General features: G+C 63.8%; 10 protein-coding genes. 4 read left to right on the top strand and 6 right to left on the bottom strand.

Features of this window, described 5'->3' with window-relative positions:
- Positions 1-70 precede the first annotated feature (70 nt).
- Positions 71-1,321: a D-amino acid dehydrogenase gene (locus AC0L3O_RS31845; RefSeq protein WP_128169122.1), complete on the bottom strand. Its 1,251-nt coding sequence runs from the start codon at positions 1,319-1,321 to the stop codon at positions 71-73.
- Between the two features lie 113 nt (positions 1,322-1,434).
- Positions 1,435-2,430 (bottom strand): UDP-glucose 4-epimerase GalE, encoded by a 996-nt coding sequence (gene galE, locus AC0L3O_RS31840; protein WP_473535800.1) that lies wholly within the window; start codon positions 2,428-2,430, stop codon positions 1,435-1,437.
- A 281-nt stretch (positions 2,431-2,711) separates the two neighbouring features.
- Between galE and hemA the strand changes: the two genes are divergently transcribed.
- The gene (gene hemA, locus AC0L3O_RS31835) at positions 2,712-3,989 is read left to right on the top strand and encodes a 5-aminolevulinate synthase (protein ID WP_473535801.1); all 1,278 of its coding nucleotides are present in this window, start codon (positions 2,712-2,714) and stop codon (positions 3,987-3,989) included.
- 141 nt (positions 3,990-4,130) lie between these two features.
- On the opposite strand, the gene AC0L3O_RS31830 is transcribed toward hemA, so the two are convergent.
- Both AC0L3O_RS31830 and mscL read right to left on the bottom strand, forming a co-directional pair.
- The gene (locus AC0L3O_RS31830) at positions 4,131-5,297 is read right to left on the bottom strand and encodes a pyridoxal phosphate-dependent aminotransferase (protein ID WP_473535802.1); all 1,167 of its coding nucleotides are present in this window, start codon (positions 5,295-5,297) and stop codon (positions 4,131-4,133) included.
- 111 nt (positions 5,298-5,408) lie between these two features.
- Positions 5,409-5,831 (bottom strand): large conductance mechanosensitive channel protein MscL, encoded by a 423-nt coding sequence (gene mscL / locus AC0L3O_RS31825; protein WP_287364425.1) that lies wholly within the window; start codon positions 5,829-5,831, stop codon positions 5,409-5,411.
- Between the two features lie 230 nt (positions 5,832-6,061).
- On the opposite strand from mscL, the gene AC0L3O_RS31820 reads away from it, so the two are divergent.
- Positions 6,062-9,550 carry a hybrid sensor histidine kinase/response regulator gene (locus tag AC0L3O_RS31820; RefSeq protein ID WP_287248565.1) on the top strand — a complete coding sequence of 1,163 codons (3,489 nt, stop codon included), beginning with the start codon at positions 6,062-6,064 and terminating at the stop codon, positions 9,548-9,550.
- A gap of 10 nt (positions 9,551-9,560) precedes the next feature.
- On the opposite strand, the gene AC0L3O_RS31815 is transcribed toward AC0L3O_RS31820, so the two are convergent.
- The gene (locus AC0L3O_RS31815) at positions 9,561-10,220 is read right to left on the bottom strand and encodes a response regulator transcription factor (RefSeq protein WP_023803301.1); all 660 of its coding nucleotides are present in this window, start codon (positions 10,218-10,220) and stop codon (positions 9,561-9,563) included.
- 125 nt (positions 10,221-10,345) lie between these two features.
- Positions 10,346-10,783: a hypothetical protein gene (locus tag AC0L3O_RS31810; protein WP_128169125.1), complete on the bottom strand. Its 438-nt coding sequence runs from the start codon at positions 10,781-10,783 to the stop codon at positions 10,346-10,348.
- A gap of 173 nt (positions 10,784-10,956) precedes the next feature.
- Here AC0L3O_RS31810 and AC0L3O_RS31805 point away from each other — a divergent pair, with 173 nt between their 5' ends.
- Together AC0L3O_RS31805 and AC0L3O_RS31800 are read left to right on the top strand one after the other, a co-directional pair.
- A complete protein-coding gene (locus AC0L3O_RS31805) occupies positions 10,957-11,307 on the top strand; it encodes a DUF952 domain-containing protein (RefSeq protein WP_128247553.1) in 351 nt (116 codons plus the stop codon).
- Positions 11,304-12,380, top strand: a complete 1,077-nt coding sequence (locus tag AC0L3O_RS31800) for a quinone-dependent dihydroorotate dehydrogenase (protein ID WP_473535803.1) — start codon at positions 11,304-11,306, stop codon at positions 12,378-12,380. The genes AC0L3O_RS31805 and AC0L3O_RS31800 overlap by 4 nt, the downstream gene beginning before the upstream one ends.
- Positions 12,381-12,391: the final 11 nt, after the last annotated feature.

The following is a 12,391-nucleotide window of genomic DNA, read 5'->3' as shown; positions in this document are numbered from 1 at the left end:
CTACTCAGAATTTGTGCACGGTATTAGACGCATTTATCTTCCCGGTGCCGACACGACGATTAATTCTCCCTCAATTGACATAGACCAGCCCTTGCGGGTCGATCTCCGGCTTGCGGCCGGCGACCACATCGGCAAGGAATTTTCCCGAGCCGCAGGCCATGGTCCAGCCGACATGGCCGTGGCCGGTGTCGAGGTAGAGATTTCTGTAGCGCGCCCGGCCGATGACCGGCACCGAGTTCGGCATCATCGGCCGCAAGCCGGCCCAGAGCTCGGCCTTGTTCTCGTCGAAGGCGCCTGGGAAAAGCTCCTTGCCGGTCCTGAACATGGCGGCGAAATCGCTCGGCTTGTGGCTGCGATCGAAGCCGGTGAACTCGGCGGTCGAAGCAAGCCGCAGCCGGTTGCCGAGCCTGGAATAGCCGATAAGCTGATCCTCGTCGGCGCCGCCCATGGTCGGCCCTTTGCCCTCGTCCTCCAGCGGCACGGTCGCGGTGTAGCCCTTGACCGGATAGACAGGCAGGTCGATGCCGTAGCGGCGGCCGAGCAGGCCACTCTCCGGCCCCATCGAGATGACCACGGCGTCGGCTGTTATCGGGCCGGCCGAGGTCATCACCGCGCGCACCCGATCGCCTTCGATGTCGAGGCCTTCGACCGTCGTGCCGTAGAGGAACTGGACGCCGAGTTTCTCGGCGGCATAGGCAGCGAGGTTTCGGGTGAATTGGCTGGAGTCGCCGGTCTGGTCGATCGGCGAATAGACGCCGCCGGCTATTCTGTCCCTGGCCCCGGCAAGGCCGGGCTCGATCTCGACCAGCCTGTCGCGGCCGACGATCTCGATCGGCAGACCGTGCTCGGCGAGATAGCGGTAATTGTCGGTGCCGGTATCAAAACTCTGCTGCGAGCGGAAGAAATAGAGAATGCCCTTCTTGCGCTCGTCATAGTGAATGCCGGTGTCGGCCGAGATGGCGTTGATGCAGTCGCGCGAATAAAGCGCCAGGCGCAGCTTGATGTCGGTGTTGGCGCGCAGTCGCGCATGCGTGCATTGGCGCAGGAAGCGCAGACTCCAGGCGAAGAAATAAGGATCGAAGCGCAGCCTCACCTTGATGCCGAGATCGTGGTTGTAGAGCGCGCGCAAAAACGTCCTCAGCGCAGCGGGCGAGGCCCAGGCGGTGGCGTCGCCTGGCGACACCAGGCCCGCATTCGATTGGCTGGTGCCTCGCGCCGCCATCGGATGGCGTTCGATCACGGTCACCTCGTGGCCGTCGCTCGCCAGATAGTAGGCCGCCGCCGTGCCGACGACGCCAGCGCCAAGGACCAATATCTTCATGCCGCCCCCAAAGGATCAGACGCGGCCGAAACGCCTCCACGTTTCAGCCGCGCAGCTCCTTCAATAGCGCTTCCACGCTCGATCTACGAGCCCACGGAGGAAAAACCGGGACTTCAGCTCCGCGCCGAATTCTTGCCGGTCAGGATACGCTCCCAAGCCAGCGCGTCGGCGACGATCCGGTCGAGGTCATCGCGTTGCGGGGTCCAACCGAGCTCGCGGCGCGCCAGCTCCGAATTGGCGACCACCGCCGCCGCGTCGCCCGCACGGCGCTCGCCGATCCGCACGTCGAAATCATGGCCAAAGACGCGGCGCACGCTGTCGATAACTTCGAGCACCGAATAGCCGTGGCTGTAGCCGCAATTGGCGACGAGGCTTGGTCCCCCGGCGCGCAGCCGTTCCAGCGCCAGCCGATGCGCCGCCGCCAGATCGCTGACATGGATGTAGTCGCGCATGCAAGTGCCGTCGGGCGTCGGATAGTCGGTGCCGAACACCTCCATGAAGGGCCGCTTGCCGAGCGCCGTCTCGCAGGCGACCTTGATCAGATGCGTGGCGCCCGGCGTCGACTGACCGGTGCGGCCCCTCGGATCGGCGCCGGCGACGTTGAAGTAGCGCAACGCCGTATAGCGCAAGCCGTGGGCGATTGCGGCGTCGCGCAGCATCCATTCGCTCATCAGCTTGGACAGGCCATAGGGCGATTCCGGTGCAAGGCGCGCATCCTCGCGCACCGGCTCCAGCCCGGCGCCGCCATAGACGGCGGCGGTCGAGGAAAAGATGAAATTGGGCACGCCTTCGCGCACCGCGGTCTCGATCAGCGTGCGCGTCTTGCAGGTGTTGTTCTCGTAATAGCCGAGCGGGTCGGCGACCGATTCGGGAACCACGATGGAGCCGGCAAAATGGATGATCGCATTGACATGATTGTCGCGGATGACCCCGCCGACCAGCTCCTTGTCGGCGACATCGCCGACGACAAGCTTTGCCTCCGGCGCCACCGCCCATTCGAAGCCGGTCGAAAGCCGGTCGAGGACGACAACGCTCTCGGCCGCGTCCAGCAGTTCCCAGACCATATGGCTGCCGATATAGCCAGCGCCGCCTGTCACCAAAACCGTCATCCGTGTCCTCGCTGCTCAAGATTAATCGGAAGCTGTCTCCACACCCGCCTTACTGGAAAGCCTGCCACTGGGCCATTAGTCCATTTCCATCAGTGCCTGCGGTAACCAGTCTCATCGGCGCATGGCATCGTCCTGAAACAAAATTGATCCACATCAAGGGAATAGGCCATGATCCGTGGCCGTTAGGAACAGGCTTGGGGCGTGGCATTTTGACCAAAAAGGCCAAGTAGACGGCGAATAGGGCAATGATTATGATCCCACGCAAAAATTGGGAAGCCGAAATGAACTATCAGCGGTTCTTCGAAGACGCGATCGACCAGCTTCACGCCGAGCGTCGCTATCGCATCTTCGCCGACCTCGAGCGCATCGTGGGGAACTTCCCACGCGCCATCTGGCGCGCCAACGGCCGCGCCCAGGAAATCACCGTCTGGTGCTCCAACGACTATCTCGGCATGGGCCAGCATCCCGACGTCATCGCCGCGATGCAGAACGCCGCCGGCAAGATGGGATCCGGCGCCGGTGGCACCCGCAACATCTCCGGCACCAGCAATCCGCTGGTCGAGCTCGAACTGGAACTGGCCGACCTGCACGACAAGGAAGCCGCGCTCGTCTTTACCTCCGGCTTCGTCTCTAACGAAGCTTCGATCTCGACCATTGCGCGGCTGCTGCCCAACTGCCTGATCGTCTCGGACGAGTTGAACCACGCCTCGATGATCGAGGGCGTGCGGCGTTCGGGCGCCGAGAAGAAGATCTTCCGCCACAACGACGTTGCGCATCTCGAAAGCCTGCTGCAGGCGGCGGGCCGCGAGCGCGCCAAGTTGATCGTCTTCGAGAGCGTCTATTCGATGGATGGCGATATCGCGCCGATCAAACAGATCGTCGAACTTGCCGAGCGCTACAACGCCATGACCTATATCGACGAGGTGCATGCCGTCGGCATGTACGGACCGCGCGGCGGCGGCATCACCGAGCGCGAAGGGCTGGCCGACCGTATCGACATCATCGAAGGCACGCTGGCCAAGGCGTTCGGCACGCTCGGCGGCTATATCACCGGCACAAGTGCGGTGATCGATGCCGTGCGCTCCTATGCGCCGGGCTTCATCTTCACCACGGCGCTGCCGCCGGCCATTGCCGCCGCGGCGACCACGTCGATCCGCCATCTCAAGCGCTCACAGGCCGAACGAGCCGCGCAGCAGCGCCAGGCGACGCGGACCAAGCAGGTCCTTACCGCCGCCGGCCTGCCGGTGATGGAGTCCGCTACCCACATCGTGCCGCTGCTCGTCGGCGATCCCGAGCTGTGCAAGATGGCCAGCGACCGCCTGCTCGGCGTCCACGGCATCTATATCCAGCCGATCAACTACCCGACCGTGCCGCGCGGCACCGAACGGCTGCGGATCACGCCGACGCCGTTCCATTCGGATCAACTGATCGCGGGACTGCAGGACGCTCTGGTCGAGACCTGGGATGCTTTGGGTATCTCTTACGGTTCTGCGGGCCGGCCGGCCGTGAGGGAATGCGACCGCGTCATTCCGCTGCTGGTGCCGAAGTCCGGCGGGTGATCTTCAGCCGAGGGCATGATGGCGGTCTCCGCTCTCGGTGCCGCGTTGTTCTTCCACGCCGCGGCATTCGAAGGTCACGGTATGGTTCCTAGGGCCTACGCGACGTCGCTTCGCTTGCGCACACTCGGGCGGATCTGACTCTCACACACTCTTCATCCACTTCGCCAGCCGGTGTGCGGCTTCCTCGAGCTGGTCGAGGCGGCGGTGGAAGCATAGCCTGAGAAAGGCTTCGCCGCCGGGGCCGAAGGCGGTTCCGGGCGCCAGGCCGACATTGGCGCGGTCGACGATGTCGAAGGCGGCGGCGCGTGAATCGGTAACGCCGTCGACCGCGAAGAACAGATAGAACGCTCCCTGCGGCACGGTGAAGCCTGCCCTGCCGGTCGCAGCCAGGATGCCGCAGACCAGGTCACGCGCCGCCCTTGCCCGCTCCACCTGCTCGACGATGAAGGCATCGCCCTCATCGAGGGCGACGACCGCGCCGCGCTGCATGAACTGGGCAACGCCGGAGGTCGAATACTGGACCAGGTTCTCGAACACCTGCTGCAGCGAAGGATGGGTCTTGATCCAGCCGACCCGCCAGCCGGTCATCGCCCAGTTCTTGGAAAAACTGTTGACGAACAGGATGCGATCCTCGTCGGCCATGATATCGATAAAGGACGGCGCGCGACCATCGCCGTAGTGGAACAGCGAATAGATCTCGTCGGCGATGATCCACAGGCCCCTTCCACGGGCAAGATCGAGGATCGCCTGCAGCGTCTCCCTGTCGGCGGTCCAGCCGGTCGGGTTGGAGGGTGTGTTGACGAACAGCGCCTTTGTCCTTGGCGTGATCGCCGCCTCGATCTTGCCGACGTCGCAGGACCAGCCATTGCCGGACTGGTCGAGCGTGACAGCGACCGGAATAGCGCCCGCCACACCGGCGGCTGCGGCGAAATTCGGCCAGGCCGGCGACAGATAGACGAGTTCGTCCCCCTTCCCTGCGACGGCATCGATCGCCAGCTGGATGGCATGCATGCCCGAGCCGGTGACGATGAATTCTTCCTCGGCGAAGCGCTTGCCGAAATGCCTGACGTAATAGCGGGCGAGCGCCTGCCTCAGCTCGGGGATGCCTTTCTGCCAGGTATAGAAGGTCTCGCCGCCGGCTAGCGCCCGGGCAGCGGCATCGGTGATGAAGGCGGGCGTCGGCAGGTCGCCCTCGCCGGCCCAGAGCGGGATCATGCCATCGCGGTCGCGGCCGCGGTTCATGACGGCGACAATGCCGCTTTCCGGCGCGGCCCGGGCCTCGGCGCGCAAATTCTCGATCAGGGTCATGGATAGATCCGTTTTCGTCTTCTGGACTGCTAGCGCGTTTCGCGACAGGCGAAAACAGAAAACCCCGGCCGCAAACGGCCGGGGTTTTGGTCCAGGGAATCTGTCTTCGGGCTATTTCCTGGCGAGGAGATCGCGAATTTCAGTGAGCAGCGCAACATCGGCCGGCGGAGCGGCCGCAGGCGCAGCTGGCTTCTCACGCTCCAGACGCTTGCGCAGATTGTTCACGGCCTTGACCATCAGGAAGATGATGAAAGCGAGGATAATGAAATTCAGCGCGGCGGTGATGAAACTGCCATAGGCGAAGACTGCGCCCTGCTTCTTGGCATCCGCCAGCGATGTGGCGTTGACGGCTGAGGACAAGGGCAGGAAATAATTGTTGAAGTCGAGTCCGCCGAAAATCGCCCCGATTATCGGCATGATGATGTCATTGACCAGTGAATCGACGATCTTGCTGAAGGCAGCGCCGATAATGACGGCGACGGCCAGGTCCATGACGTTACCCCGGGAAATGAATTCCTGGAATTCTTTCAGCATTCGACCCTCCTTGTTCTGACGCGCCAGGCCGCCGCCCTCGCCCGATCGTTGGCTTCACTGGCACAATAGCAAAAGCCTGCAGTTGCAGCATGGACAAAAGACCGTTTCCGCCGGCCAAGATTCCGAAGCCGCAGCCATCTGCGCCGAAAGCCGCGATGGACTTGATCGCCAAGCTGTGATTGCGTCTCAGCAGGCCGGATGCAAAACCGGCAAGGGAGGATTGTCAGGCCGTGCAGGGCTGGTTCGTCGTCATCATTGCGATTGCCTATGTGACGTTGCTGTTCGCCATCGCCAGCCTCGGAGACCGGCGCTCAACGACATCCGGGTCTGACCGGGCCCGGCCCTTCATCTATGCGCTCAGCCTGGCGATCTACTGCACCTCCTGGACGTTCTTCGGTTCGGTCGGCCTTTCCTCCGAGCGCGGCCTTGAATTCCTCGGCATCTATATCGGCCCGGTGCTGGTGTTCGTGTTCGGCTTTCCGCTGCTTCGGCGCATCGTCAGGCTGGCCAAGACAGAGAAGATCACCTCGATCGCCGACTTCCTCGGCGCCCGCTACGGCAAGAGTTTCGCCGTAGCAGCGATTGCCACGCTGATCGCGACGGTCGGCGCGGTGCCTTACATGGCGCTGCAGTTAAAGGCGATTTCCGGCTCGGTCAGCCTGATGGTCGAGCATTATACCGGCTCGCCGCCTTCGTTCGATCCGTTCGTCAGCGACATCTCACTGGTCGTCGCCATGCTGCTCGCGCTGTTTGCGGTGCTGTTCGGCACGCGCCACGCCGACGCCACCGAGCACCAGGACGGGCTGGTGCTGGCCGTCGCGGTGGAAACGGTCGTCAAGCTCGCGGCCTTCCTGGCGATCGGCCTGATGGTGACGTTCCTGATCTTCGGCGGCCCGGGCGATATGGTCGACAAGCTCGCCGAGAATTCGCAAGTTCAGCAAGCGATGAGCTACAGCACCTCGCTCGCAACCTGGCTGGTGCTGACGTGTTTGAGCGGTTTCGCCATCATCATGCTGCCGCGCCAGTTCTATGTCACCATCGTCGAGAACCGCAGCGAGGCCGAACTGCGCACCGCGACATGGGTGTTTCCGCTCTATCTGGTGGCGATCAACCTTTTCGTGCTGCCGATCGCGCTCGCCGGCCTGGCGCTGGTCGGCACCAGGACCAGCAGCGACCTCTATGTCCTGTCGCTGCCGCTGCTCAGCGGTCACGATGTGTTGGCCATGGCCGCCTTCATCGGCGGCCTGTCAGCGGCCACCGCGATGGTGATCGTCGAAAGCGTCGCGCTGTCGATCATGATCTCCAACGATCTCGTCATTCCACTGTTCGTGCGTCGCCTGCTCAAGACCACGACATCGGAGAACGAGGACTGGTCAGCGCTCATCCTCAACGTGCGACGGGCGGCGATCTTCATCATGCTGTTCGTCGCCTTCCTCTACTATCGCGAGAGCACCAACAGCGCGCGGCTCTCCTCGATCGGCCTGATGTCGTTCGCCGCGATCGCGCAGTTCGCGCCGGCCTTGATCGGCGGGCTGATCTGGCGCGGCGCCAACGGTAGGGGGGCGGCGCTCGGCATGGTCGCCGGCATCGTCGTCTGGAGCTATACGCTGCTGCTTCCTTCGCTCGCCGCGTCCGATACCGGCATCGTCGTCCACGGCCTGTTCGGTTTCGAAGCGTTGCGGCCGCAAGCGCTGTTCGGCACCGTCGCCGAGCCGCTGAACCACGGTGTCCTGTGGAGCCTGTCGGTCAACACGCTGTTCTTCGTGCTAGGCTCGCTGTCGCGCGCGTCGGTGCCGCTGGAGCGCATCCAGGCGTCGATTTTCGTGCCGCGCGAGGCGAGCCCGATGCCGAGCCTGCGCCGCTTCCGCACCACCGTCACCGTCAACGACCTCAAGGACACCATCGCGCGCTATCTCGGCGTCGAACGCACTGAACGGTCGTTTCAGTCGTTCGAAAAGAGCAACGGCGCTTCGCTGCACGGCAACGAGCAGGCCAGCATGGACGTCATCCGTTTCTCCGAGCAACTTCTGGCAAGTGCCGTCGGCTCCTCTTCGGCGCGGCTCATCCTGTCGCTGCTGCTGCGCCGCAATGATCGAGAGGCGAAGGACGCCTTTCGCCTGCTCGACGACGCCACCGAAGCGTTGCAGCACAACCGCGACCTGCTGCAGATCGCGCTCGACCAGATGGAACAGGGCATCACCGTCTTCGACAGGGATTTCCGGCTGATCTGCTGGAACCGCCAATATCGGGCGCTGTTCGACCTGCCCGACGAGATGGGCCAGGTCGGCGTCTCGCTCGACCGCATCCTGCGCCACCTTGCCGAGCGCGGCGACATTCCGGCCGACCAGCGGGTGGCGATGCTCAACCGCCTCACCAGCTTCGTCAGCCCCTGGCAGATGGAGCTGAAGACCAGCGGCCGCATCCTGGAATTGCGCTCCAACCCGATGCCGGATGGCGGCATCGTTGCCACCTATGCCGACATTTCCGGGCGCGTTGAGCAGGACCTGGCGCTGAAGCGCGCCAATGAAACGCTCGAACAGCGCGTCAAGAACCGCACCGTCGAACTGACCCGCGTCAACGAGGAGCTGGCACAGGCGCAGATGCTGGCGGAGGAGGCCAATCTCGGCAAGACCCGCTTCCTCGCTGCCGCCGGCCATGACATCCTGCAACCGCTGAACGCTGCTCGTCTCTATTGCTCGTCGCTGATCGAAAAGGCCGGCAAGGGACCTGCGGGCAAGGCCGCGATCAACATCGAATCCTCGCTGGAATCGGTCGAGACCATTCTCGGCGCAGTCCTCGACATTTCCCGTCTCGACGCCGGCGCGATGAAACCGGACGACACGGCCTTCAGCCTGGATGGACTGCTGCGCCAGATCGGCAACGACTTTCAGCCGCTTGCCGCCGAGAAGAAACTCAGCCTGACGATCATGCCATCGTCGCTCAGCGTGACGACTGACCGCAATCTGTTGCGCCGCCTGATCCAGAACCTCGTATCCAATGCCATCAAATACACCCGCCATGGCCGCATCCTGGTCGGCGTGCGGCGGCGCGGCGAACTGGCCGAGATACAGGTGATCGACACCGGCATCGGCATTGCCGCCGACAAGCTGAACACGGTCTTTCACGAATTCACCCGGCTCGATGAGGGCGCCCGCGAAGCCGAAGGCCTGGGGCTCGGCCTTTCGATCGTCGACCGCATCGCTCGCGTCTTGCGCCTCGAACTCCAGATATTTTCAAGCCCGAGCAAGGGCACACGCTTTTCCGTCGTCCTGCCGGTCGCGGCAGTGCAGGAGCCGCGGCGCGAGATCGAGGCCAAGGCGCCGGTCCGCACGGCTGCTTCGCTTGCCGGGCTCCGCGTGCTCTGCATCGACAACGACGCCCGCATCCTCGACGGCATGCGGCTGCTGCTCGAAGGCTGGGGCTGCAGCGTCGACACGTTTGCCGGCTCGAGGGATCTCGAGGGGTCCGGCATGCGTCGGCCCGACATCGTGCTTGCCGACTATCATCTCGACGGCGAAACCGGCCTTGACGCCATCGCCAAACTGCGCGCTATCCATGGCCATGACATGCCGGCGGTGCTGGTCACCGCCGACCGCTCGAGCGAGGTGCGCGCCAGCGCCGGCAGGCTCGACGTGCCGGTGATCAACAAGCCGCTCAAACCAGCGGTGCTGCGCTCGATGATGGCGAGGGTCAGGCCGCTGGCGTCGGCGGCCGAGTAAAGCCGGAGGGTCAGCCGGCCGCCGCCAGCGGGTCGCTCCCGATCTTGGACAGCAGGATCACCGCCTGGGTGCGGCTGTCGACGCCAAGCTTCTGCAGAATGGCCGAGACATGCGCCTTGATCGTCGCTTCGGAGACACCGAGCTCGTAGGCGATCTGCTTGTTGAGCAGACCTTCCGCCAGCATGCCGAGCACGCGCGTCTGCTGCGGCGTCAGCGTCTGCAGCCGCTTGATCAGATCGGATATCTCGGGATCGCGCTCGACGCCGAGATCGATGCCGGTGGGCGCAGCGATGTCGCCGGCAAGCACCGACTGCACAGCGCTGCGGATCTCCTCCATGCTGGCCGATTTGGAGATGAAACCCGAAGCGCCAAGGTCGAGCGCGCGCCGGATGGTCACCGGGTCGTCATGTGCCGACACCACTACCAGCGGCACAGTCGGATGGATGCCGCGCAGCGAGATCAGACCGGAAAGGCCGCTAGCGCCTGGCATCGACAGGTCGAGCAGCACCAGATCGACGTCCTCATTGGCCACGACCAGCGCCTTGGCGCTTTCGAAATCGCCGGCCTCGTGAATGCCGGCGACGTCGCCGATGCCGGCAAGCGCCTCTCTCAGCGCACCGCGAAAAAGCGGATGATCGTCAGCGATGACGAAAGTATAGCCTGACGGCACATGGCCCTCCCCGAATCCCATTGATGATTGTCTGCTTCTTGCGGGATCAGTCGAACGATTATGCGGCGATATCAGCCGTTTTCAAGCGGCAAGCCGGTGCGCCGGGCTTCCCCGGTGAACGGTGCTCAGGTTTTTTGCGAATTGGGCTTGGCGCCATCCTCGCCGCTGTCCTTTTCCATGTCCTTGACGATGCCCATGAAGCCGCGCAGGAAGCGCTCCATGTAGCTCATCGTCTTGTTGAAATCCTCCTCGCTGGGCAATGTCGACTCAAAGCGGGCGGCAAGCGAGTTCTCGAGCTTGACGACGCGCTGGTCGAGCGCCTTCACCGAATTTTGCAGCCGGTCGATCTCGTCTTGGAAGGCGGCGCGTTCATCGGCCGCCATCTTGCAGACGAGCTGGCCGGAACGCTCCTCACAGATCGACATCGCACCGGTCTGCGTGTCCATGCGGACATAGCCGGTGGCCGACTTTTCCAACCGGTAGCGGTCGGCTTCCTCGGAAAAGGCCGATGCCGCGACGAGCGAGACGAGGGCTGCAGGGATCAAGACGTGCTGCGGACGCATATTGTTTGTCCTCCATAGGCCAGTAAGCGCGATCTTATCGCATGTTTGCGCCGGAAATGGGGAAGAACCCTGGCCTTTACCTTGACGCAGGTTCCTGTCGGAAAACCGTGTGACACTTTTCCGGAACCTGCTTGCCTCTTCCCCGTACGATTGGTTCGGACTATAGCGCAACCATGTCTCAGCTTATCTACAAGATAGTGCCTGAACCGCTGTGGCGCGAGGCCGAAAGAAATCGCCGCTTCACCGGCGCGCCGATCGATGTCGCCGACGGCTTCATTCATTTTTCCACCGCCGGCCAGGCCAAGGAAACCGCGGCAAAACACTTTGCCGGCCAGACCGGGCTGCTGCTGGTCGCCGTCGATGACGCCAGACTGGGTGATGCGCTGAAATACGAGGTCTCGCGCGGTGGTGCGCTGTTCCCGCATCTTTACGGCCCGCTCGACCTCAACGCCGTCGTCTGGGTGCAACCATTGCCGCTCGGCACCGATGGCCGGCACCAATTCCCGACGCTGGAGGCCGAATGAGCGTGCTCGACCGGCTCGGCCAGAGGTTCCTGTTCGCATTCGATCCGGAAGCCGCCCACGGCCTGTCGATCGCGGCGCTGAAATGCGGGCTGCCGATAGGCGGGAGACCCGTGCGCGACGACAGGCTGAAAGTCAGCGTCTGCGACATCGATTTCCCCAATCCGCTCGGCATGGCCGCCGGCTACGACAAGAACGCCGAGGTTCCCGATGCGCTGCTTGGCCTTGGCTTCGGCTTTGCCGAGGTCGGCACGATCACGCCGCTGCCGCAGGCCGGCAACCCGAAGCCGCGCATTTTCCGGCTGACATACGACGAAGCGGTGATCAACCGGCTGGGCTTCAACAACGAGGGTCACGCGGCCGCCGAACAACGGCTTGCCGCCCGCAAGGGCCGCGCCGGGATCGTCGGCGTCAATGTCGGCGCCAACAAGGACAGCACCGACCGCGTCGGTGACTATGAACGCGGCGTTGCCAGGTTTGCGCCACACGCCAGCTATCTGACGGTCAACATCTCCTCGCCGAACACGCCGGGCCTGCGCAACATGCAGGCGCGTGAACAGCTTGGCGAGTTGCTGTCGCGCGTCATGGCCGCACGTGCGGCAGCGGCCGCGCAGCCGCCCATCTTTCTGAAGATCGCGCCGGACCTGGTCGAGGCCGAGCTGGAGGATATCGCCGCCGAGGTCACCGAGAAAGCAATAGACGGCGTCATCGTCTCCAACACCACCATCGCGCGGCCGGGGCTGCGCAGCGCCGATCTTGCCGGCGAGACCGGCGGGCTTTCGGGAAAACCGCTGTTCGAGCGCTCGACCATCGTGCTGGCAAAGATGCGCAAACTGCTTGGCCCGGACCCCGCCATCATCGGCGTCGGCGGCGTCGATTCCGCGGAGACGGCACTCGAAAAGATCCGCGCCGGCGCCGATCTCGTCCAGATCTATACCGGCATGATCTATGCCGGGCCGGCACTGCCGGGCCGCATTGTTGCGGGTATGGTCCGGTTCGCCGACATGCAACGGCTCAAATCACTGCGCGAGTTGCGCGATACCAGCCTCGACCGATGGGCATCCAAGCCGCTCTAACCCGAAGTCGC

The sequence above is a fragment of the Mesorhizobium sp. WSM4810 genome (genome assembly GCF_055811235.1).
The sequence above is the reverse complement of the archived record's forward strand: the minus strand, read 5'-3'. Positions and strand labels throughout refer to the sequence as shown.